This is a genomic window from Corynebacterium sp. HMSC034E11 (genome assembly GCF_001835905.1).
Taxonomy (GTDB): domain Bacteria; phylum Actinomycetota; class Actinomycetes; order Mycobacteriales; family Mycobacteriaceae; genus Corynebacterium; species Corynebacterium coyleae.
Map to the genome: position 1 here is coordinate 1 of NZ_KV826370.1, position 24,207 is coordinate 24,207.

Annotated in this window: 22 protein-coding genes, 1 pseudogene and 1 riboswitch; of the genes and pseudogenes, 6 read left to right on the forward strand and 17 right to left on the reverse strand. The window is 62.2% G+C overall.

The features are described 5' to 3' along the window. Window positions 1-79 precede the first annotated feature (79 nt). The 8 genes from HMPREF2690_RS00245 to HMPREF2690_RS00280 all read right to left on the reverse strand — a co-directional run bounded on the left by HMPREF2690_RS00245 (window position 80) and on the right by HMPREF2690_RS00280 (window position 7,264). Window positions 80-586 (reverse strand): GtrA family protein, encoded by a 507-nt coding sequence (locus HMPREF2690_RS00245; RefSeq protein WP_070421660.1) that lies wholly within the window; start codon window positions 584-586, stop codon window positions 80-82. Between the two features lie 85 nt (window positions 587-671). Next, window positions 672-1,781, reverse strand: coding sequence for a succinyldiaminopimelate transaminase (gene dapC, locus HMPREF2690_RS00250; protein ID WP_070819853.1), 1,110 nt, complete (start codon window positions 1,779-1,781; stop codon window positions 672-674). A 3-nt stretch (window positions 1,782-1,784) separates the two neighbouring features. After that, window positions 1,785-2,108 carry a ferredoxin gene (fdxA, locus tag HMPREF2690_RS00255; RefSeq protein ID WP_070421608.1) on the reverse strand — a complete coding sequence of 108 codons (324 nt, stop codon included), beginning with the start codon at window positions 2,106-2,108 and terminating at the stop codon, window positions 1,785-1,787. A gap of 13 nt (window positions 2,109-2,121) precedes the next feature. After that, window positions 2,122-2,445, reverse strand: a complete 324-nt coding sequence (locus HMPREF2690_RS00260) for a hypothetical protein (protein WP_070819854.1) — start codon at window positions 2,443-2,445, stop codon at window positions 2,122-2,124. Further along, window positions 2,442-3,317: an N-acetyl-1-D-myo-inositol-2-amino-2-deoxy-alpha-D-glucopyranoside deacetylase gene (gene mshB / locus HMPREF2690_RS00265; protein WP_070819855.1), complete on the reverse strand. Its 876-nt coding sequence runs from the start codon at window positions 3,315-3,317 to the stop codon at window positions 2,442-2,444. The genes HMPREF2690_RS00260 and mshB overlap by 4 nt, the downstream gene beginning before the upstream one ends. Further along, window positions 3,314-4,936, reverse strand: a complete 1,623-nt coding sequence (locus HMPREF2690_RS00270) for an ABC transporter family substrate-binding protein (RefSeq protein WP_070771217.1) — start codon at window positions 4,934-4,936, stop codon at window positions 3,314-3,316. Before HMPREF2690_RS00270 ends, mshB begins: the two co-directional genes overlap by 4 nt. Window positions 4,937-4,946: 10 nt before the next feature. Then, window positions 4,947-6,863: a translational GTPase TypA gene (gene typA, locus HMPREF2690_RS00275; protein ID WP_070484497.1), complete on the reverse strand. Its 1,917-nt coding sequence runs from the start codon at window positions 6,861-6,863 to the stop codon at window positions 4,947-4,949. Window positions 6,864-6,937: 74 nt separating this feature from the next. Beyond that, window positions 6,938-7,264, reverse strand: coding sequence for a hypothetical protein (locus tag HMPREF2690_RS00280; RefSeq protein WP_070484494.1), 327 nt, complete (start codon window positions 7,262-7,264; stop codon window positions 6,938-6,940). 277 nt (window positions 7,265-7,541) lie between these two features. On the opposite strand from HMPREF2690_RS00280, the gene HMPREF2690_RS00285 reads away from it, so the two are divergent. The 6 genes from HMPREF2690_RS00285 to HMPREF2690_RS00310 all read left to right on the forward strand — a co-directional run bounded on the left by HMPREF2690_RS00285 (window position 7,542) and on the right by HMPREF2690_RS00310 (window position 14,921). Continuing rightward, window positions 7,542-8,159, forward strand: a complete 618-nt coding sequence (locus HMPREF2690_RS00285) for an Rv1157c family protein (RefSeq protein ID WP_246815464.1) — start codon at window positions 7,542-7,544, stop codon at window positions 8,157-8,159. A 3-nt stretch (window positions 8,160-8,162) separates the two neighbouring features. Then, window positions 8,163-8,699 carry a ribonuclease FAU-1 family protein gene (locus tag HMPREF2690_RS00290; protein ID WP_070452717.1) on the forward strand — a complete coding sequence of 179 codons (537 nt, stop codon included), beginning with the start codon at window positions 8,163-8,165 and terminating at the stop codon, window positions 8,697-8,699. A gap of 391 nt (window positions 8,700-9,090) precedes the next feature. Further along, window positions 9,091-10,794 (forward strand): ABC transporter family substrate-binding protein, encoded by a 1,704-nt coding sequence (locus HMPREF2690_RS00295; protein ID WP_070421615.1) that lies wholly within the window; start codon window positions 9,091-9,093, stop codon window positions 10,792-10,794. Between the two features lie 128 nt (window positions 10,795-10,922). Next, a complete protein-coding gene (locus HMPREF2690_RS00300; RefSeq protein ID WP_070421616.1) occupies window positions 10,923-11,906 on the forward strand; it encodes an ABC transporter permease in 984 nt (327 codons plus the stop codon). 103 nt (window positions 11,907-12,009) lie between these two features. Continuing rightward, window positions 12,010-12,999, forward strand: a complete 990-nt coding sequence (locus HMPREF2690_RS00305; RefSeq protein ID WP_101740371.1) for an ABC transporter permease — start codon at window positions 12,010-12,012, stop codon at window positions 12,997-12,999. Continuing rightward, entirely contained in the window at window positions 12,996-14,921 is a 1,926-nt protein-coding gene (locus HMPREF2690_RS00310; RefSeq protein ID WP_070819856.1) for an ABC transporter ATP-binding protein, read from the forward strand. The genes HMPREF2690_RS00305 and HMPREF2690_RS00310 overlap by 4 nt, the downstream gene beginning before the upstream one ends. On the opposite strand, the gene HMPREF2690_RS00315 is transcribed toward HMPREF2690_RS00310, so the two are convergent. The 9 genes and pseudogenes from HMPREF2690_RS00315 to HMPREF2690_RS11835 all read right to left on the reverse strand — a co-directional run. Further along, window positions 14,911-15,375: a nucleoside/nucleotide kinase family protein gene (locus HMPREF2690_RS00315; RefSeq protein WP_070819857.1), complete on the reverse strand. Its 465-nt coding sequence runs from the start codon at window positions 15,373-15,375 to the stop codon at window positions 14,911-14,913. The two genes, HMPREF2690_RS00310 and HMPREF2690_RS00315, sit on opposite strands and share 11 nt — an antisense overlap. Next, a complete protein-coding gene (locus HMPREF2690_RS00320; RefSeq protein ID WP_070819858.1) occupies window positions 15,372-16,133 on the reverse strand; it encodes an energy-coupling factor transporter transmembrane component T family protein in 762 nt (253 codons plus the stop codon). Before HMPREF2690_RS00320 ends, HMPREF2690_RS00315 begins: the two co-directional genes overlap by 4 nt. A gap of 2 nt (window positions 16,134-16,135) precedes the next feature. After that, on the reverse strand, window positions 16,136-17,464 hold the full coding sequence (locus HMPREF2690_RS00325) for an ABC transporter ATP-binding protein (protein ID WP_070819859.1): 1,329 nt from the start codon (window positions 17,462-17,464) through the stop codon (window positions 16,136-16,138). Next, window positions 17,465-18,067: an ECF transporter S component gene (locus HMPREF2690_RS00330; protein ID WP_070421621.1), complete on the reverse strand. Its 603-nt coding sequence runs from the start codon at window positions 18,065-18,067 to the stop codon at window positions 17,465-17,467. It lies immediately after the preceding gene. Beyond that, window positions 18,059-18,162, reverse strand: a riboswitch (TPP riboswitch). (Overlaps the previous gene by 9 nt.) Window positions 18,163-18,254: 92 nt before the next feature. Continuing rightward, complete coding sequence (locus HMPREF2690_RS00335; protein WP_070819860.1) at window positions 18,255-19,940, reverse strand: ABC transporter ATP-binding protein; 1,686 nt, start codon at window positions 19,938-19,940, stop codon at window positions 18,255-18,257. Continuing rightward, window positions 19,937-20,887, reverse strand: coding sequence for an ABC transporter permease (locus HMPREF2690_RS00340; protein ID WP_070819887.1), 951 nt, complete (start codon window positions 20,885-20,887; stop codon window positions 19,937-19,939). The genes HMPREF2690_RS00335 and HMPREF2690_RS00340 overlap by 4 nt, the downstream gene beginning before the upstream one ends. 37 nt (window positions 20,888-20,924) lie before the next feature. Next, window positions 20,925-21,851, reverse strand: coding sequence for an ABC transporter permease (locus tag HMPREF2690_RS00345; RefSeq protein WP_070421623.1), 927 nt, complete (start codon window positions 21,849-21,851; stop codon window positions 20,925-20,927). A gap of 119 nt (window positions 21,852-21,970) precedes the next feature. After that, window positions 21,971-23,548: a peptide ABC transporter substrate-binding protein gene (locus HMPREF2690_RS00350; RefSeq protein WP_070819861.1), complete on the reverse strand. Its 1,578-nt coding sequence runs from the start codon at window positions 23,546-23,548 to the stop codon at window positions 21,971-21,973. Window positions 23,549-23,771: 223 nt separating this feature from the next. Continuing rightward, a pseudogene (locus tag HMPREF2690_RS11835) lies at window positions 23,772-24,207 on the reverse strand (ABC transporter substrate-binding protein); the annotation flags it as partial.

The following is a 24,207-nucleotide window of genomic DNA, read 5'->3' on the forward strand; positions in this document are numbered from 1 at the left end:
CTACGAAGCGAGAAACCACCGCACAAGACCCACCGCGAAAATGTGGATAACTCCCACACCAAATTCCACAAACCACTGGTTAGACGGTTTTTGGCGTTTTCGGTTTTCCGAAGGTCCAGACCTTATTGATCACAAAGTTCACCGGCATCGCGATCAGTGTGGAGATGGCTTGGGCCCAGTAGGATTTGGTGCGCAGGCCGGTGGAGTCGTCGAAAAGTGAATCGGAGAGTCCGATGGGGGTCGTCGGGTTCATGAGCAACGTCATGCATGTCAGCGACACCGCGAACGCGAGCGCGCCGGTGGCCAAGAAGGGGAAGAACCCGCGCAGCCAGGAGCGCGCGTGCACCCCACGGAATGTCCACGAGCGGTTGAGCTGGTAGTTCCACGTGTTGGCCAGGAGGAACGCCAGGGTGGACATGAGGTGGTACCAGCGGATGTTCCAACGGGTGGAGCCGAGTTGCATGAACACGTCGTTGGCGTGCAGATCAAAGCCGTTCTCTAGGGCTTTGTTGGCCAGGTAGAACACCACGAAGTTGACGAGCACGCCGGAGCCACCGACGATGCCGAAGCGCAAAAATTGGCGCAGCCCGGCAACGAGGCGTACGGCAGTGCTGCCGCTTTCGGGCGCGGCGGCGTGTTGGTCGCCGGCGGCCGGCGACGGATGAGTGGGGTTAGTCAACGGTGTTTCCTAGGCGGGCGACTGCCGCTTCGATGCGCTCGTCGGGTGCGGTGAGCGAGATGCGCACGTGTTGGGCGCCGGCGGGGCCGTAGAAGTCGCCGGGGGCGCCGAGGATGCCGTGGTCGGCGAACCAGTTGAGGAGTTCGCGGGAATCCATGCCGTCGTGGTGGACCCAGAGGTAGAGGCCGGCATCGGAGTCGTCGATAGTAAGACCTGCGTTTTGGAGGGCCTTCATGAGTACAAGCCGTCGCGCGGCGTAGGTGGAGCGCTGCATTTGTTCGTGCAGGTCGTCGCCGAGGGCGGCCACCATGGCGGCTTGGATTGGGCCGGGCACGATGAGGCCGGAGTGCTTGCGGATAAGCAGAAGTTCTTGCACTAGGGCTTCGTCGCCGGAGATCGTGCCGGCACGATACGACGCCAGGTTGGACGTCTTGGACAGCGAATGCAGGGCGAGCAGGCCAGTGTTGTCGCCGTCGGTGACGGACGGGTGCAGGATGGATACCGGTTCGGCGGACCAGCCGAGGTAGAGGTAGCACTCGTCGGAGGCGATGATTGCGCCGGTTTCGCGGGAGAATTCCACCCAGGCGCGCATCTGCTCGACGTCAAGGACTGCGCCAGTTGGGTTCGACGGCGAGTTGATGAAGACGAAGGCGGCGTCGCGGGGTGCGGCGGCGGGGTCGTCGCAACGAATAACTTCGCAGCCTGCCATCAGGGCGCCGACTTCGTAGGTGGGGTACGCGACCTCGGGGATCACAACTTTCGCGCCACGCAGTCCCAACAATGTGGGCAACCACGCGACGGCTTCTTTGAGCCCGATCACGGGCAGCACGGAGCGTTCGGTCAACCCTGCGATGCCGAAGCGGCGGGCGTGGGAGGCCACGATCGTTTCGCGCAATTCCGGCGTACCCGCGGTTTGCGGGTAGCCGGGCGTTGCGGCAGCTTCGGACAGCGCGAGTTGGATGGACGGGGCGACTGGGTCGACGGGGCCGCCGACGGAAAGGTCGATCAGGCCGTCCTCATGGGATGCGGCGTGCTTGCGCACGTCGGCGATGGTGTCCCATGGGAAATCGGGCAGCTGTGATCCGAGTGGGGTGCGTGCCACGGTTTAGTCCTGGTTCTGCGGCGGCAGTGCTGCGACGAAGGGGTGGTCGAAGTCCTGTGGGCCGGTCTTGGCGGCGCCGCCTGGCGAGCCGAGTTCGTCGAAGAAGCCGACGTTGGCGTCGTAGTATTCGCTCCACTCGTCGGGGGTGTCGTCTTCGTAGAAGATGGCTTCGACGGGGCAGGCAGGTTCGCAGGCGCCACAGTCGACGCATTCGTCGGGGTGGATGTAGAGCATGCGCTTGCCCTCGTAGATGCAGTCAACGGGGCATTCTTCGACGCAGCCGCGGTCCATGACGTCGACGCACGGTTGAGCAATCACGTAAGTCATGGGAAACAGTATGTCACTTCGCCTTGAGTAGTGGCCAAACGCCTCCGGCGATTCCGCTGAGAAGGAGTGCGAGGGTCCACCCGGTTGGAGGGAGGATGACCATGGAGGCGAACAGTGCTGCTGCCCAGACGGCGAGTGGAACAATCATGCTTCTCGACGACCACAGCCTCGCCGTCTTCGTCAACACCGCATTGAACACGGCGGCGATGATCACCCAGAACCAGTTCAGGTACGCCACTTCCAGGATGAGCGAGCCGAGGGCGCCGACGCTCAGCCAGGTGATGCCGGCGATGGCTTCCCCGCGTGAAAAATTGTCGCGGATGACGGGTTGGCTCATTTGGGGATTCCGGATAGGACGTGGGTGGCGTCGTCGTGAAGTGGCGTGCCTGCGCCGAGTTGGAAGTGTTCGACGCGTTGGATGGGCTGGGTGATGAGGTTGGACAGGGCGTAGTAGACGACGGGACCTTGGGCGATGGCGGCGTGGGGGTTGACGTCGGTGGTGCGGCCGTCGGCGATCCAGAGTTGGGTGGCGTGGGCACGCATGGCGGCGATTTTGGCGCTGTAGGCGTGGTCGTCAAGGGAGACGGCGATGTCGGAGGTGGCGACTCCGTCGAGTTCGCCGGGTTGGGCAAGGCGCCAGCCGTCGGGGGCGGTCTCGGGCGTAAGCGCTGCGGTTTCTTCGGCGAGGCGCACGGCCCACAGGATGCGCGGGATAGCGACGCGTTCGGCGGCGGCGTGGGTGATTTCGTGGGCGCGGATGTGGTCCGGGTGGCCGTAGCCGCCGTCGGGGCCGTAGGTGATGACAAGGTGGGGGCGCTCCGCTTCGAAGATTGCGGCAAGTTCGGCTACTGCGGCGTCGCCGGAGTTGACAAAGGCGCGCGGGTTGCGGCTTGCGGGCGAGCCGGCCATACCAGAGTCGCGGAAACGGCCGGCTCCGCCGAGGAAGGTGCCGCGCGCGCCGATGGCGGCCAACGACTCGCGTAGTTCGCCGATGCGGAATCCGCCTAGCTGGTCGGCTTCGTCGACGACGAGGTGCTGGTACGGCTCGCCGATAACTTCGCCTTCTTCGCCGAGTGTGCAGGTGACGACGAGGACGTCGGCGCCACGTCGGGTCAGATCGGCGATGACGCCTGCGGTGGTGATGGCTTCGTCGTCAGGGTGGGCGTGGACGGCCACTACTCGGTAGCCGGTGAGGTCGCGCGTTGTCATGGTTTCTCCTTCGGTGTCGGGCCTACTGTATCGGCCAGTTGCCAGCGGGCGGCGTCGCTGATACCCCCGGGCCAGGTGGAGACGCCTGGGATGGCGACGCCACCGGAGGATGCTGCGATGCGTGTTTCGTTGAGGATGGGCACCCACACGGCGTCGCGCTCTTCGGCTTCGGCCACGGCTGCTCGGGCCTCGGTCGCACTCATGGTCCCGTCCAGGATTCGCCCGGCGAGCGCTTCGTTGCCCACGGAGCACAGGCCGGAGAGGTTGCCAGCACGCGAAGTTTTGGACGGACACGCCATGCGGCTGGCAAGCGTGGTCATGGACGTGGAGTTGCGCTGCCACACCACTGCCAGGTCAACTTCCGACGATGGCAGGCTGCGCCCGGCGAGCGTCGTCGCGTCGGTAGAGGTGAGTTTTGCGGGAATGCCGGCGCCGTTGAGGATGTCGACAAGGGTGCGCGCCGCAGCGGCCGCCGCCGGGTCCATCGCATCCGCCCCGACGCGGATGGGCACGGTGCGCGCTCGTAGCGCTGCGGTGTCCTTCTCCCCCGGCGTGAACGCATGCTCTGCTACGGCCAGGTTGGTGCTGCGGCCGGCGGCGATGTGGGCGAGCAGGGGGACGTCGATAAGCGATCGCACTTGCTCGCGCATTGCTTGGTCGAGCCCGCTTGTCGCGGAGATGACGACGCCAAGCACGCGTGACGACGACGCCTCGCGCACCTCCACCCCCGGCACCCGGCGAAAGACCTCTTCCGTGGTTTCCTGCGGCGTGACGTCGGCGAACGCGAGCTGGCCGGAGCGCAACTGGTCGGCGGTTTGTGTTGTATCGCGCGCGGCGGTCAGCGTCAAAATGTCCACGCTTGCTGGCTCAGTACCCCAAAACCTGTCGTTTCTATTCAGCACTACCGTGCCGCGGGCCCGGCCGACATCTGCCATGAGGAAACGCCCGGCAGACGCAGGGACCATGTTGCGCAGTGCGAACGGGAAATCGCTGGCGTCAGCGGCGAACAGGTGCGACGGCAGCAGGTAGGCAAAGAGCTCCTCGCGGTTGGCCACGGGGCGCTCAAAGTCCACATCGACGACCTTGCCGCCTTGACCAGAAATGCGGATCGCCTGAATTGCCCGGTAGGCCGCAGGGTTGACGGTTCCGGCGGTGGTCACCATCCCGCGCCACAGGTAGGCAAAGTCGGATCCGGTAATCGGGGTACCGTCAGACCACTGCGCCTCCGGTGCGATGACGTAGCGCACGGTTTGGGCCGCGGGCGAGGTCGGCAGTGTTGAAACCCCCACCAGCAGGTCCCTGTTCGGGCTCGTGCCCACATATGCGCTAGGCAGGGTGAGGTCTGCGATGGCACGCACCGTCGAGGAATCGTCCGCAATCAGGTGCGGGTTAAAGCCTCCTCGTACAGGGTCGACGCCCACTTGTACCTGGGTGCGGTCGCTGCGGCGCGGGTTGTCGTCGGAAGGTGTCGTCGATACGCCAGATGTCTCGCTTTGGGCGGACTCCGGCTCAACGAGCGGCGGTGGGCCCGGGTTCGCCGAGCACGACGCGACGAGGCAAAGCGCGGAAAGCGCCGCCGCAGCACGGGTGGCTGGGCGGCGCGATCGAGGAGGCTGCATGAAGAACAGGCTAGCTGTTCTTCTGCTTCGCACGGGAGCGGGCACGGCCACGCTCGGTAGCGTTCAGGATGAGCTTGCGCACACGCATCGCCTCAGGGGCGACCTCGACGCACTCGTCCTCGTCACAGAACTCGATGGCCTCATCCAGGGAGAGGGTACGGGCCTTCTGCAGCGTGACAGTCGCATCCGCGGTGGCGGAGCGCATATTGGTCAGCTTCTTTTCCTTGGTGATGTTGACGTCCATGTCCTCGTCGCGCGAGTTCGCACCAACGACCATGCCTTCGTAGGTCTCGGCACCCGGCTCGACGAAGAAATCGCCGCGGTCTGCAAGCTGCTGCAGGGCGTACGCGGTGACCTGGCCGGAACGGTCGGCGACGAGCGAACCGGTCGGGCGGCCCTTGATCTCGCCGGCCCACGGACGGTGCTCGATCGAGTAGGAGTTGGCAATACCGGCACCACGGGTCTCAGTGAGGAAGGTCGTACGGAAACCGATCAGGCCACGCGACGGGACGTCGAACTCCATGCGGACCCAATCGCCGGAACCCGCGTTGGACATTGCGGTCATCTGACCCTTGCGGTTTGCCATGAGCTGGGTGACGGCACCCTGGTGCTCCGACGGGACGTCGATGATCATATGGTCGTACGGCTCGTAGGTCTTGCCGTCGATCTCCTTGGTCACTACCTGCGGCTTGCCAACGGTGAGCTCGAAGCCTTCTCGACGCATCGTCTCAATCAGCACGGTCAGCGCCATCTCGCCACGGCCCTGGACCTCCCACGCGTCCGGACGCTCGGTCGGCAGCACCTTGATGGAGACGTTACCGATGAGCTCCTGATCCAGACGAGCCTTGACCATGCGGGCGGTGAGCTTGTCGCCACCGTTACGGCCAGCCATCGGCGAGGTGTTCACGCCGATGGTCATGGAAATTGCCGGATCGTCGATGGCGATGCGCGGCAGCGGCTCGACGTGCTCCGGATCGCACAGCGTGTCACCGATCATGATGTTCTCCACACCGGAGACAGCGGCAATGTCACCTGCGACAACGTCGCCTTCAGCCGGAACACGGTCGAGGCCCTCGGTGACGAGCAGCTCAGCGATCTTGACGTTCTTAACCTGCTGGTTGCCGTCCTCGTCGTAGTGGACCCATGCGACCTGCTGGCCCTTCTTTACCGAGCCCTTGAACACACGGATCAGGCCGATGCGGCCCAGGAAGGAGGAGGAGTCCAGGTTGGTCACCTGCGCCTGGAACGGTGCATCGATCTCAGCGGACGGCTCCGGCAGGACGTCGTAGATAACGTCGAACAGCGGCTGCAGGTCCTCGTTGTCCGGCAGGTTGCCGTTGCCCGGGTTCTCCAGGGACGCGCGGCCTGCACGGCCTGAGGTGTACAGCACCGGCAGCTCGAGGAGGTTCTCAGCAGCCTCTGCAGCCTCCGGGTCCTCCAGGCCAGCGCCGAGTTCGAGGAGGAGGTCCTGTGCTTCCTCCACGACTTCGTCGATACGTGCGTCCGGACGGTCAGTCTTGTTCACACAGATGATGACCGGCTTCTTCGCTTCGAGGGCCTTGCCCAGGACGAATCGGGTTTGCGGAAGCGGGCCTTCGGAAGCATCGATCAGCAGCACGACACCATCAACCATGGACAGGCCGCGCTCGACCTCGCCGCCGAAGTCGGCGTGGCCCGGGGTATCGATGACGTTGATGACCAAGTCCGCACCGTCTTTACCCTTGCCGGCGCGACGGATGGCGGTGTTCTTGGCCAAAATGGTGATGCCGCGCTCGGACTCGAGCTCGCCGGAGTCCATCACGCGGTCGCCATGCTCGCCGTGGTCGCCGAAGACGCCGGACTGCTCCAGCATGGCGTTGACCAGGGTGGTTTTGCCGTGGTCAACGTGGGCGACGATAGCTACGTTGCGAAATTCAGGGTGCGACACTCAACAGATCCTTTTACATTGTCGGAAATAACGGTTACACGATACTCCCCAGCTAAGTTGAGCGCACCTCTCCGCTACCCCTCCAACGTGGCGCGGAGCTCTGCAAACGCGTCATTGAAGAACTGTTCGGCCGTTCCAGTAGTAATGACAGCCCCTTCCGTCCCTCGCGCGGAGAGCTCGACGGTGGTGGTGCCATCGCCGTTATCTGCGGCATCGATAGCCAGCGGCGCCTGGTAGTCCTTATTCAAATACACACCGATAAGACGGAACTTCAGTGCACTGCCGACGTTGACAGCCAGTTCGCTGGCGGTTTTGTCCTTGACATTGAACTTGTCCAGTCCGGACAGCCGCTGCTCAATCTCCTCAAGGGACAGGTTGGTGGTGAACGTCTGGGCATCCATTGTGATCAGTCCTTTCAGTGTTGGGGACAACGGATCTCACGTTCTCACGGGTCTTAAATGTGCCCGTGCTCACAAGGGTAAACAGATAAAACTGGGAGAACACCGAAAGTTTCTGGACAATTCCCCCTACAAAATCAACGGTTTCCACTTGACGCTGTTACTTATGTGACTAATGTTGCTTGAGTTAATGTCCGTGGCCCCTATGTAATAAAGGACAGCCGTGCGCACTCCCCGATCTTTTGCACGCTCCGCCGTCGCGGCGGTTTGCGCTGCCGGCATGCTGATTGCCGGCGTCGTCGATACGCAAATGGCTCATGCCAAATCATCGAACCCGCTCGATAGCCTTGGCCGCCCCACCCCCGAGACCGTCGCCCGAGTCCACGCGTTCGCGGACCAACCACAGGTGCCGGAACAGGTAGGCAACGCACTTCGCACCGCAGTGAACTTCTTCGCTGGCACCGGCGAGCTCGGCGGCCCTCCACTGCCAGAGGACGCCCCCGCCTTCACACAGTTCGCCTGGCCGACGGTCTCCGGGCACTGCATGGGCAAGGGGCTGCACTCGACCGCGTCCGCAATTGCGGTACCGGGACCGACCAAAACACCAGCGCCAGGCGCAGGCGCGGGACAGACCACGTTTGTGTTCACCGCACTGGGCACCCCGGCCGCCGCCAAGGACCAGGGGCTCATGAAGGTGTACTGGGTTAACCTCAACACTTTTCGCACCGGCGTAACACCTTTAGATAACAACGGGATAAACCCAACAGGACCGTCCACCCTGTCCGCCACCGCAAACACAGGCAAGGGCCGCGTCCTCGCAGTCGTCGACGGTGCAGTACGCACCACCGACAAGACCTGCGCATTTGCCCCGACCGCCGCTTCGATCAACGTGAGGTAACCGATGACCGTCGACCTACACCCGGTAAAGCAAGAGACCTTTGACACGTCCGCGAACATCAACACGGACCCAAAGGGATTCCTGCGCGAGGTAGACACGTACCAGGTCACCGACTTTGGCCTCTACATGGCACGCGGGGCGAATCACCCCGAGTTCGGCTACCTAGAAAGCTGGCTGCTGCCGGAACTCGGCCTGCGGGTAAACATCTTCCACTACCGCGAGGGCGCAGAGCGCGATCAGGACTTCTACTTCGACATCGCCGACATTGACGTTGATGGCGATATCTGGCGCACACGCGACCTGTACGTCGACATTGTGTCGCTGACAGGCAACCCGATCGACGTGCTTGATATCGACGAACTCGCAGCCGCGACGTCTGCAGGCTTGATCACTGCCGAGGAGGCAGAGAAGGCCATGGACGTCACCCTCAACGCCGTTGAGGGCATTACTCGGCACGGCGACGATGCCATGGAGTGGCTGCGCGCCCTGGGTATTGAACTGACGTGGGCGGACACGGTTGAGCTGACCCCCGCCATGTAGGGCGCGCCAACATCACCTTCTGCCCCATTCGCTTCACCGCGGATGGGGCATTTTGCATCTGAATAACATTCACGCTTTATGCAGAAACTGGGGAACGCTTGAGACAGTTACATATGCCTATCAGCGTGCAGAAATAATGCTCCCTGCCCCTTTCCTGTGAACCAGTCAGGTCTGGGCCGTAAATTACTTTTCAGTTTTGCTGTGAACTGCCTAACACTTCATGTAAGTTTTTGTGCAACCTGATTACGTCGTGTTCACCTGAGCTTCAAGTTTTGGTGGGCCCAATCGTGGTGCAGGGGTCGTCGAAATACCCATTTCGTCGTACCGCCCAAACACGGGCAACCGTCGCAAAGTTCTCTGCGTACGGACGATCACTGAAAGGACCCAGACCATGAGCAAACGCCTCCGTGTCGCCGCTCTCGCCGGACTCTCCTCCCTGTCCCTCGTCCTCGCCTCCTGCTCCTCGGATGGCGGAACCGAAGAGACCACCGCAAACCAGGCCGGACAGGACTCCGCGAACTCCAAGGAAGCTGACAACTCGGGCGAGCAGCTCGAAGTCAACGCTGCCGGTGATTACAACCCGCTCGAGCGCGACCAGATCCAGGATGGCGGCGAGCTCACTCTCGCGATTACCGAAATTGCTGAGCAGCAGAACGTGTTCCACGCGAACATGACGTCCTACACGGACACCATCTGGAGCAAGTACAACCCGCAGCTCACGCTTTTCGACGGCGACGGCACCTATCACCCGAACCCGGCTTATCTGACCGACGTGAAGGATGAGACCGTCGACGGCAAGACCGTGGTCACCTACACCATCAACCCGGACGCCGTGTACAACGACGGCACCCCGCTTGACTGGACCGCCTTCGAGAACACCTTCAAGTTCAACAACGGCTCCAACCCGGATGTCCAGGTCAACTCCACCGACGGCTACGAGCTCATCGAGTCCGTCGAGCGCGGCGAGGACGACAAGCAGGCCGTGGTCACCTTCAAGCAGGCATACCCGTGGTGGGAGGGCCTCTTCGGCACCCTCGTGCCGCCGCAGGTCAAGGACGCGGACACGTTCATGAACGCTTACCTGAAGAAGGTCAACCCGGAGTGGGGCGCTGGCCCGTTCAAGGTTGAGAACGTTGACTTCGAAGGCGGCACCGCCTCCTTCGTCCCGAACGAGAACTGGTGGGGCGAGAAGCCGAAGCTGGACAAGATCACCTACCGCCAGATGGAAGACCAGGCATCCCTGAACGCCTTCCGCGCAGGCGAGATCGACGCAACCGGCGTTTCTTCCCGTGACCGTCTGGCAACGGCGAAGGAGATGGGCGACTCCATCGAGATCCGCACCGCCCTGAACCCGGCGAACTACCTGATGACGATCAACTCCACCGCCCCGGGCCTCGACGACATCAAGGTCCGCGAGGCCATCATGCGCGGTGTTGACCGCGAGCAGCTCGCCGCGATCCGCTTCCAGGGCCTCGGCTACACCGAGGATCTGCCAGGTTCGTTCAACCTGTACCAGACCCAGCCGGGCTACGAGGACAACTTCGGCGAGGTCATCCAGTACGACCCGGAGAAGGCCAAGGAGCTGCTCAAGGAAGCAGGCTACGACGAGTCCAACCCGCTGTCCGTGCGCTACGTCACCCTGGGTGACTCCCCGATGATCCAGGCGACCACCACTGCCCTGCAGGCAATGCTGCGCAACATTGGCATCGACGTCCAGGTTGAGGAGCGTCCGAGCTCCGACTTCTCCAAGGTCGTCTCCGAGCGCGACTTCGACCTGTTCATGTCCGGCTTCCGCTCCTCCGACCCGTTCGGTGTGGCGTACTTCGGCCAGATCTACAAGTCTGACTCTGAGCTGAACAAGTCCGGCACCGGCACCCCGGAGATGGACAAGAAGATTGAGGAACTGCAGCAGCTCCCGGATGCTGACGAGCAGATCAAGCGCGCAAACGAGCTTGAGAAGGAAGCCCTGGCTCAGTACGGCATCATGCCGTACGCCAACGGCCCGGCCATCGTCGCCGTGAAGAAGGGCCTGGCAAACTTCGGTGCTAACTCCTTCGCGATCCTCCCGATCGAGAACGTGGGCTGGGCGAAGTAACCGTAACGGTTCGACGCACGTGAAATCCACGAACTGAGTGCGAGCCCGCCCAGCATTCCCACGCTGGGCGGGCTTCCAATCTTTCTCAATAACTCCCCCGTCCGCCCACCACGGAACTGAGAGACACTATGTTTCGATACCTGATCCGGAAGACGCTGAGCTGGGGCTTGATTGTTTTTCTTGCCACCAACCTCACGTTTTTTCTCGCCAGCTTTTTCCTCGATCCCCGCGCCAACTACTTTGGCCGCCGACCACCTCTGCCAGAAGAGCAGATCGATGCACTGCTCGATCCGTTGAACTTGAACCCAAACACACCAATCTTCGAGCGTTGGTGGACGTGGCTTACTGGCGTCCTGACTCGTTGGGACTGGGGTAAATCCCCGATCGGCGACTCCGTCAATGAACAAGTCTCCTACCGCATCTGGGTCTCCGCGCAGCTGACCCTGTTTGCCACCCTGCTGTCGATCCTCCTCGGTGTCGCCCTCGGTGTGTACACTGCGTCGCGCCAGTACAAGCGCGCCGACCGCATGTGGCAGGGCATCTCGATCATCACGATGAACATTCACGTGGTCGTCGCCTCGATCGCCGTGGTGTGGTTCGGTCTGAAGGTCAACGAGTGGACCGGCAAGCGCGTCTTCTACGTCACCGGTGCTTCCAACCCTGGCGTTGAAGGGTTCTTCCCGAAGATGGTCGACTACGCCCAACACCTCGTGCTCCCCACCTTGTCACTGTTGATCATTTCGTATGCGGGCTATCACTTCATGCAGAGAACACTGCTGTTGGATAACTTGAACGCCGATTACGTCCGCACCGCCCGCGCGAAGGGCCTAACCAAGGCGCAAGCAGTGCGCAAACACGCGCTGCGAACCTCGCTGATTCCGGTTGCTACCTCGGTGGCGTTCTCGGTGCCCGGCATCTTCACCGGTGCCGTGATGACGGAGCGCATCTTCGCGTGGCAAGGCATGGGCCAGTACTTCATCCAAACGATTGCGCGTAACGACGTCCACGGTGTCGTCGTTGTGGCCGCATTCGGTGCCGCAATGACCGCAGTGTCCGCTATCTTGGCCGACCTCATCGTTGTTGCCCTCGACCCGCGCGTGCGCGTGAGCTAAGGAGATCACAGCCATGACAAACAAGCCACCACGCGGTACATCCCGCAAGCTCAGTGACCCCCGCGCCCACGCCACCTCGAGCGAGCTGGCGCTGCACGCCGCAATGCCGGTCAACGACATGACCGCCATCTCTGAGACCGGCCGCCAGGCCGACGGCGTGATGAGTAAAGACAAGAACACGCCGCCAATCCTGCCGAAGCAGGGCGATAGCATCGAAGATCAGCAGACGATGCGCGCAACGCGTAAGTCGAAGATTTACCTGCGCCGCTTCATGCGTAACAAGGCCGCGGTTGTCGGCCTGGTGATTTTCTTCCTGATGGTACTGCTCGCGCTCTTTGGCAAGTTCATGACGCCGTGGAGCTACGACGACCCGGACTTCATGAACCTGTCCGTCGCGCCCTCCGGCGAGCACTGGTTTGGCACTACTGACTCCGGCAACGACCTGTTTGCACAGGTGGTGCACGGCCTCGGTCGCTCGCTGTCGATCGCTGTGCCGGCATCGATTGCCACGACGGTGATCTCCGCGATTGTCGGTGCAGGTGCTGCCCTGTTTGGCGGAAGCTTGGAGAAGATTGTGCTGGCAGTGATCCACTTCCTGCTGGCTGTGCCGACGTTCCTCATCATCGCCCTGCTGGTATCCGGCTCGGGCGGCGACTGGAAGGTGCTCACCGTCGTGCTCATCGCGTTTGGCTGGATGTACTCAGCACGTGTGATTTGGTCCTTGTCGTTGTCCATCCGCGAAAACGACTATGTGCGTGCCGCCAAGTTCATGGGCGTGTCCAACTCCAAGACGATCGTGCGCCACATCATCCCGAACGTCGCGTCGCTGCTGATTATCCAGCTGATGTTGGGCATCGTGTCCACGATCATGTCGGAGACTGCCCTGTCGTTCTTGGGCCTCGGTGTGAAGCTGCCGGACGTGTCCCTGGGTACGTTGTTACAGTCTGGTACCGCAACCCTGGTGACCGCTCCGTGGCAGTTCTACTTCCCTGCCCTCGTCCTGACCTTGCTCACCGTGTCCATGGCGTTCATCGCCGATGGTCTGCGTGACGCACTCGACCCGAACTCGAACTCTGGAGGTTCTGCAGCATGACAACCAGCATCAACAACTCGGGTTCCCCGGTGCTTTCGGTACGCGACCTCAACGTGTCGTTCCCGTCGGAAGCCGGTGTGGTCCGCGCGGTGCGAGGCGTGGATTTCGATCTCCTCCCAGGCCGTACCCTCGGCATCGTGGGCGAATCAGGTTCCGGCAAGTCCGTCACCTCTCTCGCTGTCATGGGCCTGTTGCCGGATTACGCCAAGGTCACCGGTTCTGTGATGTTTGAGGGCGAGGAGCTCCTGGGCAAGTCGGATGCCGCCATGTCGAAGATTCGTGGCAACGGCATCGGCATGATCTTCCAGGATCCGCTGTCCGCTCTGACTCCGGTGTACGACATCGGCACGCAGTTGGTGGAAGCCATCCAGGCGCACACGAACATCTCTAAGTCGAAGGCGATGGACCGTGCTGCAGAGTTGCTCGATCTGGTGGGTATCCCCGAGCCGAAGAAGCGGCTGCGTTCCTTCCCGCACGAGTTCTCGGGCGGCATGCGTCAGCGTGTGGTGATCGCAATTGCGATTGCGAACAACCCGAAGGTGCTTATTGCCGACGAGCCCACCACAGCCCTCGACGTGACCATCCAGGCTCAGATTCTGGACGTGATCAAGACGGCGCAGCGTGAGACCGGCGCTGCCTGCATCATGATTACCCACGACATGGGTGTGGTGGCAGGCACCGCCGATGACGTGCTGGTGATGTACGGCGGACGTCCGGTCGAGCGCGCCGAAGTCCACCAACTGTTCGGCAACCCGAAGATGCCGTACTCGGTGGGCTTGCTGGGCTCTACCCCGCGCGTGGATCAGCCGTCTAGCGAGCCACTGACGTTTATCGACGGCAACCCACCGATGCTCATCGACGTCGCCGACCGCTGCCAGTTCGCACCCCGCTGCCCCATCGCCACCGAGGCCTGCCTGACGCAGGAGCCGCCGCTGGTGCCGAACAAGGGCGACGAGAACCACATGGTTGCGTGCGTGCGCCACGATGAGATTGAAAACGGCACTCTCGACGGTAAGCCGTTGTTCCCCGCACCTGTCCTGCCGGAGAACAAGTTCGCGGGCATCCCGCGCGAGGAGCGCGAAGTCACCCTCGAGGTAGAGAACCTTTACCGTGCGTTCCCACTGACCAAGGGCGCGCTGGTGAAGCGCCGCATCGGCACCGTGGAGGCTGTGAAGAACATCTCCTTCGATGTTCGCGCCGGTGAGTGCATGGCCATTGTGGGTGAGTCCGGTTCCGGTAAGACCACGACCCTGCTGGAGATCATGGGCCTGGATCCACAGGGTGATTCCCGCATCGTGATCTGTGGCAAGGACGCGGCGAAGATGAGTGCGTCGGATCGTCGTCAAGCACGCCGCAATATTCAGATGGTGTTCCAGGATCCGATGAGCTCGCTGAACCCGCGTATGACGGTCAAGGAGATCATCCAAGAGCCGTTGGATGCGTTGGGCTACGAGGGCGACAAGGACGCGCGTATCTCTGAGCTCATGCGCACAGTGGGCCTGGACGAGAAGCAGCTAGACCGCTTCCCTGGCCACTTCTCTGGTGGTCAGCGTCAGCGCATCGGCTTGGCTCGTGCGTTGGCGACGAACCCTGCGGTGATTGTGCTCGACGAGCCAGTGTCAGCCCTCGACGTGTCCATCCAAGCCGGCGTGATTAACCTGCTGGATTCGCTCAAGCGCAAGCTTGGCCTGTCCTACCTCTTCGTCGCACACGATCTGTCGGTGGTGCGCCACCTGTCGGATCGTGTGGCCGTGATGTACAAGGGCGACTTTGTGGAGTTCGGCGAGACCGACGACGTCTTCGACAACCCGCAGCACCCGTACACGAAGGCGCTGCTGTCGGCAATTCCGATCCCTGATCCGGATGCGGAGCGCTCCCGCGTGCGTACGGTGTACAAGCCGGCGGAGGAGGCTATCTCCTAACCGTCACATCGACGGGCAGCGTCGGAAGTCGTGCTTCCTGCGCTGCCCACATCCCCCACCAGGGGGCGTAGCCCGGGTCCCTGCGCAGGGCCCGGGTTTTTCGCGTCTTTAGGTCGGCGGTCACACGGATGGTGTTCACTGTTCCCCGCGCCCGGGCAGCGCTTATCGACGACTCCGTGACCGCCCCAACACCTTCCACCACAAGATCCTCTGCGGGGTCGAGCGGCACCCACTCCGTGCGCTCGTGGTTGATCCAATCCCACCGCCAAAATCCTGGGGTTGCGGGGTGCAGAACGTCGCGGGCGACCATCGACGCGCCTTCGGCGAGGCCGTACCAACCGGGGTAAAAATCGTCGAGGTGCACCACCCGGATACCGAGCGCGTCGCCGATCTGGTTGGCCAGGGTGGTCTTGCCGGAGCCAGATGGGCCATCGATGAGCAGGGTGTATGTCATCGCACTGACCACACTGGGCGCAGGTCGCCTGTGAGCCACGCGATGCCAAGTGCGACAAGTGCCACGCCAAGGCACACAACCATGACGCCCCAGTCGCGGCTGCGCAGTTTGGATTCTCGGGCCCAGGAGCGCTTCGTCGGACCACCAAAGCCACGGGCCTCCATTGCGGTGGCGAGTTTTCCGGCACGGCGCAGCGACATCACCAGCAGCCCGAATGACAAGGTGAACCAGTATTTGATCTTGCCTTGGTCAGCGATGCCGCGGGCGCGGCGCGATCGGCGCATGGCGTCGAGGTCGTCGCGAAGCAGTGTGAGCATACGAAGCGCCGCGACCGTGCCGATGACAAAGCGTTCGGGGAGACGAAGGACTTGGGAGAGGCCGTCGCCAAGGTCAGTCGGGTCGACATCGGCGGACAACAGCACCACCGGCAGCGCGATGGCGAGCACGCGCAACACCATCGCACCAGCGAGAGACACGGAGAGTTCCGTGACGTGGATCAAACCCCAGTTCAGGTAGGTCTCCCCGCCCGCCTGTCCGTAGAGCGCCATCGGGATACCGGCCAGGGGCGCGACGATGAGGATCGGCAATGCGCGTTTGAAAAAGCGTCCGTAGCCAAGCCCGCATAGAGGCACCATGAGCAGCGTGAACGCGAGCACCACGGTGGCAGAGACCCAGTCCACGGTGAACATCAGCGGAGTGGTCAGCAGCGCCAGGCCGAGGATGCGCGTGACCGGGTTGATATTTGCCAGCAGGTTCATGGTTACCGCTCCCCTGCCGTGATGTGCTCGGTGTGATCGCCAAGAGAAGCGATAAATGCTTCGTCGTGGGTGATCGAGATGACCGTGACGCCCTTGTCCGTGAGTTCGCGGATCAGGCCGACGAGTTCGACGAAGGTGCGATCGTCCTGGCCGAAGGTCGGCTCGTCCAAGATAAGCAGCTTCGGCGCGTTGACCAGCGCTGTGGCCACCGAAAGCCGACGCTTCTCTCCGCCGGAAAGTGTGAACGGGTTGGCGTCGACGAGGTGGGTCAGGCGCAGGCGGTGCAAGAGATCGTCGATACGTTCCTGCGGGGCGCCGGACAACGCCATTTCCTCGCGCACTGTGGCGGTGACAAATTGGTGTTCCGGTTCCTGGAACACATACCCGATGCGTTGCGCCAGATCTGCCGATGCCCACTCGATCGACGGCTTCGTCAACCCCTGCCGGATGGTGTCGGAATACTCCACCCGCCCTTGCTTCGGCGGTGTTAGCCCGGCAAGTACCTGCACGAGCGTAGTTTTTCCCGAGCCGTTTTCACCGGTGACCACAGTGGAGAACCCCTCAGGCGCAAGCACCGTGCGCGGCGGGCCGAAGCGGGTGAGCAAGTTCTGCGTCGCAACCGCAGCCGGCGTGCCAGCGGGAACCTGCTTCGCCGGCGGCAACGAAGGCACCTGCGGTAGCTCTTCTTCGGTAATGCGGCGAAAACCGTCCGCATCCAAGCGGTAGTAGGTGTCCACCACGTGCGACCAGTGCTTCGGGCGGTGCTCCACCACGATCAGGGTCGCGCCGGTGCGTGTGCAGACACGGTCGACGGCGTTGATGACCTCGTCGCGGCCACGCGGGTCGAGGTTCGCCGTCGGCTCGTCGAGCACCAAAATATCGGCCCCCATCGCCAACACCCCGGCCAGTGCAAGGCGTTGCTTCTGTCCACCGGACAGGCGTGATGTGGGGTGATCGAGCGGCAGGTCCAGGCCCACGGCCTCCAGGGAGGCCTCCACGCGGCGCCAGATCTCGTCGCGCGGCACGCCAAGATTTTCGGCGCCGAACGCGACATCGTCGCCCACGCGCGACAAAATCGTTTGCGATTCTGGATCCTGCAGCACCATGCCCACCGTGCCGTTGACCTCGAGGATGCCGGTTTTGCTGCCGTCCTCGGAGTCGTCGATAAGTTTCGCGATGACCGCGAGCAACGTGGACTTGCCGGAACCAGAGTCGCCGGAGATGAGGATGCGCTCGCCGCGCTCGACGTCGAGATCAACGCCAGTAAACGCAGGCTGGGGACGCGTGGCGTGCTGGTACGTCAACCCTCGAGCACGAATCGCCAGCGTCATTTACGCAGCCTGGTTGAAACGCTCACGGCCTGCGCCGAAGCGGTCCAGCGCACCGGTCTTCGCGAGTGCCTTGACCAGGTAGTGGCACAGCACGCCGCCAAGGATTGCGCCGGAGATGACCATGCAGGTCAGGTAGATGATGTTGAACTGCAGGCTCATCGCCAGGTTCGCCGACAGGAACAGCTCGAGGATGAACGCGCCGACAGCGGAGCCGATACCGGCCAAGATTGCCACCGTCAGATCGAAGCGACGGTACGCGAACAGCAGGAAGATCAGCCCTGCGCCAAGACCCTGTGCAAGGCCCGAGTAGAGCGTCTCAATGCCCCACTGGCTGCCGATCAGCGCTGAAACCGACGCCGCGATGACCTCGACGAACACGGCTGCGCCAGGCTTGCGGATGATCAGCCCGCCAAGCACTCCGCCGGTGAACCAGATACCGGTGACCAGGCCACCAAGGCCCGGCGTCAACGTATCCAGCGCCTTAAACCCTGCGTAGCCAACGCTGTTCCACACCCAAAACAGCAGACCACACGCCACACCGAGGACGGCGGCGGTGACAATATCGATTACACGCCAAGAATTGTTCTTAACAGGCACAGTCATGTGCTTTCCTTCCTATCGCCGGCATTACCCGGATCAGGTTCAACGGTCCGCCCGAAGGCATCTCAGCTGCGAATGCAGCACCCGTGTGTGTTCAGTTCTCGGAGGCGATGCTACAACACGCCCCAGACATGCTTATCGACGACGTCCCGCATCGGTGCGGTGGCGTCGTCGATAAGCAATTATGCTCCTAGCCGCGCCCCAACTCGATGTGGAGACCCGGCACGGAATCGATCAGGTTGCGGGTGTAATCCGCCTGCGGGTCGGCGAAGATCGCATCCGCCGGCCCCTGCTCCACAACCTTGCCCTGGCGCATCACCACAATGTCGTCTGCGGTCTCGCGGACCACAGCCAAGTCGTGGGTGATGAACAGGTAGGACAGGTTCATATCGGCCTGCAGGCTCTTGAGCAACTGCAGAATCTGGTCTTGCACGAGCACGTCGAGGGCCGAGACCGCCTCGTCGAGGACGATGACCTCCGGGCCCAACGCCATCGCGCGTGCAATCGCGATGCGCTGACGCTGACCGCCAGAGAGCTCGTTCGGGTAGCGACGCATCGCGGACCTCGGCATCTGCACCATGTCCAGCAGCTCCGCCACGCGAGCGTCGCGCTCCTTACGCGAGCCCACCTTGTGCAGGCGCAACGGCTCCTCGATGCAGCGGTAGATCGAGTACATCGGGTCGAGCGAACCGTACGGGTTCTGGAACACCACCTGCATCTTGCGACGCAGTTTGAACAGTTCCTGACGGTTTAACTCCGAGATGTCGCGGCCCTCGAAGTACACGGTGCCGCTGGTCGGCTCAAGCAGGCTTAGCGCCATGTTGGCCACAGTGGACTTGCCGGAGCCAGACTCACCCACCAACGCAAGCGTGGTGCCGCGGCGAAGATCGAAGGACACCTCGTCGACCGCGCGCAGTGTCTTCTTCGCACCCTTTTGGCCACGGACGTCGAACTCCTTGACCAGGTTATCCACCCGGATGACCACGTCCTCCGGCTTGGTCTCGGCCACCGTGACGTCTTCATCCTTCAGCGCAGCGTGCGTACGCGCGGCTGCCAGCGACGGAGCCGCGTTAACCAGCCTGCGGGTGTACGGATGCTTCGGGTTGCGCAAAATATCCAGGCTCGGTCCGCGCTCAACCACACGGCCGCGGTGCATAACCAGCAGGTGGTCAGCGCGCTCTGCTGCAAGCCCCAGGTCGTGGGTGATGAACAGCAGCGCGGTCTGGGATTCCTGGGTGAGCATCTCCAGGTGGTCCAGAATGCGCTTCTGCACAGTCACATCGAGGGCAGACGTGGGCTCGTCGGCAATGAGCAGCTCCGGGTTCGCAGCCAAGCCCATCGCGATGAGTGCGCGCTGGCGCATGCCACCGGAAAACTCGTGCGGGAACTGACCCGCACGACGCTCCGCGTCCGGCAGGCCTGCATGCTCAAGCAACTCGATGACGCGCTGGTGGCGCTCGGAGCCTTCGACGATGTTGTTCGCCTTCAGCGACTCCTCCACCTGGGTACCGATACGCCACACCGGGTTCAGGTTAGACATCGGATCCTGCGGCACCAGACCAATCCTGTTGCCGCGAATCTTCTGCCAGCCCTTCTCATCGAGCTTGGTCAGTTCCTCGCCGCGCAGCTTGATCGAGCCGCCAGTGACCTTGCCGGTGCCAGGCAGCAGGCCGAGCACCGCCATGGCAGAGGTGGACTTGCCCGAACCGGACTCGCCCACGATCGCGACCTTCTGGCCCGGGTAGATCGTCATATCGAAGTCACGCACCGCCTCAACCACTCCGGTGGAGGACTCGAACGTGATGCGGAGGTCGGTCACCTCAAGCAGCGGCTCGGGCGCGCCAGTGTTGTTGTCTTTACCGATTGCGGTGGTCATCGCTTCCTCGCCTTCGGATCAAGGGCGTCGCGCACAACGTCGCCCATCATGATGAAGCTCAGCACCGTCAGTGCGAGCGCAATTGCCGGGTAGAACAGCACCATCGGCTGGGTGCGTAGCGACGCCTGCGCAGCCGAAATATCGCCACCCCACGACACCACCGTGGACGGCAGACCGATGCCCAGGAAGGACAGGGTCGCTTCGGCCACGATGAACTGGCCGAGCGCAACCGTGGCGTACACGATCACGGGCGCCGCGGCGTTCGGCAGGATGTGGGAGGTGATGATCTTCCAGTCGCTCGCCCCCACCGCGCGGGCGGCGGTGACGAACTCGTCGTTCTTAATCCCCATCACTGCACCGCGGGTGATGCGGGCGATCTGAGTCCAACCGAACATGGACAGCGCGAATACCACCATCCAGATCGAGCGCTTGTTCTGGAACATGGACATGACGACGATCGCGGCCAGCACGAGCGGCACCGCGAAGAAGATGTCAGTCAGACGCGACAGCAGTGTGTCCCAGATGCCGCCGAAGTAACCGGCGATCGCACCGATGAGGCCACCAAGCACGGTCACGATCAGTGTGGTCAGCACGCCGACCGTAACCGATGCGCGAGCACCGTACATCATGCGCGAGTAAATATCGCAGCCTTGACGGTCAAAGCCGAAGATGTGCCCGTCCGTCGGCCCGTTCAGCGAGCGCGACAGCATGCACTCGCGCGGATCGACGCTGGTGAACAGACCAGGGAACACAGCGACGGTGACGGCAAGCAGGATCAATACTGCAGAGAACCAGAACAGCGGCCTGCGACACAGGTAGTTCCAAGCTTCAGCCCACTGGCTGGTGGGTGTACCGGCATCCGGCACAGCATCAACTGCGCCGAGGCCAGTCTCATCGGTCTCTGCGACGTAGTATTCCTGACCGCGCAGCACCCCAGCATTGGCCATCGTGCGATCAGCCGACATTTCAGGTTGTGGAATGGAATTAGTCATAGCGGATCCTTGGGTCGAGTACTGCGTAAAGCAGGTCAACGATGAGGTTGGCAACGATGTAGATAATCACCAGCACAGTGGTGATCGACACGACGGTCGCGGGCTCGCCCTTAATGATCGACTGGTAGATCGTGCCACCGATACCGTTAATGCCGAAGATGCCTTCGGTCACAATCGCGCCACCCATCAGCGCACCAAGGTCAGCGCCAAGGAAAGTCACGACCGGGATCATGGAATTGCGAAGCACGTGGCGGGTCATCACGGTACCGTCGCTCAGACCCTTAGCTCGCGCGGTACGGACGTAGTCTGCGCGAAGGTTTTCGCTCACGGACTGACGCGTCAGCCTGATCACGTACGCGCACGACAGCGCACCAAGCACGATCGCAGGCATGAGCAACGCTTCAAATGACTCATTGCGCCCCACCGTTGCAGGCAACAGTCCCCACTTCACGCCGAAGAGGTACTGCATGACAAAGCCGATCACGAACGACGGGACGGCGATGACGATCAGCGATGCGACGAGAATCGTGGAGTCGAAGACACCGCCGCGGCGCACACCGGCGATCACGCCGAAGATGATGCCGAACACAGCCTCAAACGCCAGCGCCATCAAACCGAGCTTGATGGTCACCGGGAACGCGTTAGCCATCACCGACGCGACGGGCTGGCCGGAGAAGGTCTTGCCAAAATCGCCCATGAAAATGCCCTTGATGTAGAGCAGGTATTGGACGATAAATGGTTTATCAAGGTTGTATTCCGCTTCGATGCGGGCGCGGGCGGCCTCGGACAGGCCGCGGTCTCCGCCAAGCGCCTGTACGGGGTCGCCCGGCATGAGGAACACGAGGGCGTAAAGCAACAGAGTGGCCCCGAAGAAGACGGGGATCATTTGGAGCAGCCGCCGCCCGATATAACGCAGCATGGTTCCGGGCTCTCCTTTTCCATGTGAGTCGGGACGAAAACCAATTTTGAGTGTGAAACGAGTAATGACCCGCCGCAAAATGCGAACGGGCCACTTTGCGTGGTTGCTTAGGTTACCACCTAGTTTTTGGTGATCTGATGCAGCACCGGAAGTGAGCGCCAGGAGAACGCGACGTTCTCTACGTTTTCGGAGTAGCCACCTGCAACGTTGGAGTACCACAGCGGGATCGCTGGCAGATCCTCAAACAGAACCTTCTGCACCTCGTTGTACTTTTCAGCAGCAGCTTCCGGAGAAGCTGCGGTTGCTGCTTCTTCCAGCAGTGCGTCGACTGCCGGGTTGGAGTAACGCGCATAGTTCGAGGAAGCGCCCGTGCCGTACAGCGGGATCAGGAAGTTACCCAGCGACGGGTAGTCAGCGCTCCAGCCGGTACGGAATGCGCCCTTGACGGCGTCGTTGTCCATATCGTCGAGCATGGACTTGAAGTCCGGGTAGGCGTTGCCCACTGCCTCGATGCCGATGGCGTTGCGGATGGAGTTCGCAACAGCATCGACCCATGCCTGGTGGCCACCATCGGAGTTGTAGGAGATCTCCAGGTCACCGGTGTACGGGTTGATCTTGTCGGCTTCCTCCCACAGGCGCTTTGCCTCCTCCGGGTCGTACTTGAGCACGTCGACGCCCTCAAGGTTGTCGGAGTGGCCCGGGATCACCGGTGCGGCAAAGTCGGTCGCCGGAGTGCGGGTGCCGTCGAAAATGGTCTTGGTGATCTGCTCGCGGTCGATCGCCTTAGAGATTGCCTGGCGACGAAGCTTGCCTTCCTCGCCGCCGAAGTGCTCTTCGTTCTCGTTGATCGTGATCGACTGGAATGCAGCTGCTGGCTGGTTCACAGCGCGCTCGCCAAGCTCGTCTTCGAAGTTGGCCAGTGCAGAATCCGGCACAGCATCGAGCACGTCGAGATTTCCGGAGAGCAGGTCGGCATAGGCCGCGTCCTGCTGGGCGTAGAAGATGAAGTTCACGCCGTCGTTCTGCGCCTTGCGATCACCCTGGTACTCCTCGTTCGGCACCACGATGGCGTCCTGGTTGTGGTTCCACTCCAGCAGCTTGTAAGGGCCGTTCGAGATCGGGTTTTCGCCGTACGCTTCCATGTCGTCGAACGCAGACGGGTGAAGCGGCGAGAATGCCGTGTAGCCGAGGCGCTGCGGGAAGTCAGCCTCCGGCTGCTCGAGCTCGATGGTGAAGGTCTTGTCGTCGATAACCTCCAGGCCCTCGAGCGGCTTTCCGTCCTCGTAGCCCTTGAGCGGCTCGAAGAAGTACGCGTTCATCTGGGAGTTCTCGACTGCGTAGTTCCACGCGTCGACGAAGTCCTTCGCCGTCACCGGGGTACCATCGGCCCACTTCGTGTCCTTCAGCGTGACACGGTAGGTCTTCTCACCCTCGAGATCGATGGACTCTGCGAGCTCGTTGTGGCTTTCGCCGTCCTTGTCGTAGTAGGTCAAACCTGCGTACAGGACATCGACGATGCGGCCGCCGCCAGTCTCATTCGTATCTGCGGGCAGCAACGGACGCTGTGGCTCGGAACCGTTGGTCAGAACGTAGTTTCCAGCTCCGTCGGCAGAATTGTCGGCGGAGCCACCACATGCGGCAAGGCCGAGCGCCAGTGCGCCGGCGCCGAGGGCGGCAACTGCTTTCTTGATATGCACCTTGACTCCTTGTGTCTTTTCATGTTTTCGCATGTTGTGCTGTCAAACACTCAGCGTGCTCTAAGGAGTCCACCACAATAAACGTAACCTCCCATAATCCGGCCGCCCCGCGCGTGCGGTCCAACGGACCGAAAAATAGAAACTGCGCCGCCACAACCCAGGGGGGATGTGGACGGCGCGGTCGTTGCCGTTGTCGCGAATCTAATTCGCCAACAGCGGGGTGTTACTTCTTGGTGATCTGGTAGTAGAGCGGTACCTGGTTCCAGCCGAAGACAACGTTGTCAACGTCCTCGGAGTAGCCACCGGTCAGGTTCGAGTACCACAGCGGGATTGCTGGCAGATCCTTCAGCAGGATCTCCTGCGCCGCGTTGAGGTCCTTCACGGCTGCTTCCTGGTCTGCTGCACCGTTGGCCTTCTTCAGCAGGTCGTCGAACTCAGCGTTGGAGTAGTCGCCGTCGTTCGAGCCTGCGCCGGTGCCGTACAACGGGCCAAGGAAGTTGCTCAGCAGCGGGTAGTCTGCCTGCCAGCCGGTACGGAATGCGCCTTCGATGGTGCGGTTGGTCACGTCATCGCGCAGGGACTTGAAGTCCGGGTACGCGTTGCCCACTGCCTCGATGCCGAGGGTGTTGCGGATGGAGTTCGCAACAGCATCGACCCAT

Bases quoted from the DNA above. Each gene is read 5' to 3' on its own strand.
- HMPREF2690_RS00335 (WP_070819860.1), bottom strand. From the start codon at position 19,940: ATGACCACCGCAATCGGTAAAGACAACAACACTGGCGCGCCCGAGCCG.
- fdxA (WP_070421608.1), bottom strand. From the start codon at position 2,108: ATGACTTACGTGATTGCTCAACCGTGCGTCGACGTCATGGACCGCGGC.
- HMPREF2690_RS00305 (WP_101740371.1), top strand. From the start codon at position 12,010: ATGCCGGTCAACGACATGACCGCCATCTCTGAGACCGGCCGCCAGGCC.
- HMPREF2690_RS00340 (WP_070819887.1), bottom strand. From the start codon at position 20,887: ATGGCCAATGCTGGGGTGCTGCGCGGTCAGGAATACTACGTCGCAGAG.
- HMPREF2690_RS00270 (WP_070771217.1), bottom strand. From the start codon at position 4,936: ATGCAGCCTCCTCGATCGCGCCGCCCAGCCACCCGTGCTGCGGCGGCG.
- HMPREF2690_RS00310 (WP_070819856.1), top strand. From the start codon at position 12,996: ATGACAACCAGCATCAACAACTCGGGTTCCCCGGTGCTTTCGGTACGC.
- HMPREF2690_RS00280 (WP_070484494.1), bottom strand. From the start codon at position 7,264: ATGGATGCCCAGACGTTCACCACCAACCTGTCCCTTGAGGAGATTGAG.
- HMPREF2690_RS00330 (WP_070421621.1), bottom strand. From the start codon at position 18,067: ATGACTGTGCCTGTTAAGAACAATTCTTGGCGTGTAATCGATATTGTC.
- mshB (WP_070819855.1), bottom strand. From the start codon at position 3,317: ATGACAACGCGCGACCTCACCGGCTACCGAGTAGTGGCCGTCCACGCC.
- HMPREF2690_RS00285 (WP_246815464.1), top strand. From the start codon at position 7,542: ATGCTGATTGCCGGCGTCGTCGATACGCAAATGGCTCATGCCAAATCA.
- HMPREF2690_RS00315 (WP_070819857.1), bottom strand. From the start codon at position 15,375: ATGACATACACCCTGCTCATCGATGGCCCATCTGGCTCCGGCAAGACC.
- HMPREF2690_RS00345 (WP_070421623.1), bottom strand. From the start codon at position 21,851: ATGCTGCGTTATATCGGGCGGCGGCTGCTCCAAATGATCCCCGTCTTC.
- HMPREF2690_RS00325 (WP_070819859.1), bottom strand. From the start codon at position 17,464: ATGACGCTGGCGATTCGTGCTCGAGGGTTGACGTACCAGCACGCCACG.
- HMPREF2690_RS00290 (WP_070452717.1), top strand. From the start codon at position 8,163: ATGACCGTCGACCTACACCCGGTAAAGCAAGAGACCTTTGACACGTCC.
- HMPREF2690_RS00300 (WP_070421616.1), top strand. From the start codon at position 10,923: ATGTTTCGATACCTGATCCGGAAGACGCTGAGCTGGGGCTTGATTGTT.
- HMPREF2690_RS00260 (WP_070819854.1), bottom strand. From the start codon at position 2,445: ATGAGCCAACCCGTCATCCGCGACAATTTTTCACGCGGGGAAGCCATC.
- HMPREF2690_RS00320 (WP_070819858.1), bottom strand. From the start codon at position 16,133: ATGAACCTGCTGGCAAATATCAACCCGGTCACGCGCATCCTCGGCCTG.
- HMPREF2690_RS00295 (WP_070421615.1), top strand. From the start codon at position 9,091: ATGAGCAAACGCCTCCGTGTCGCCGCTCTCGCCGGACTCTCCTCCCTG.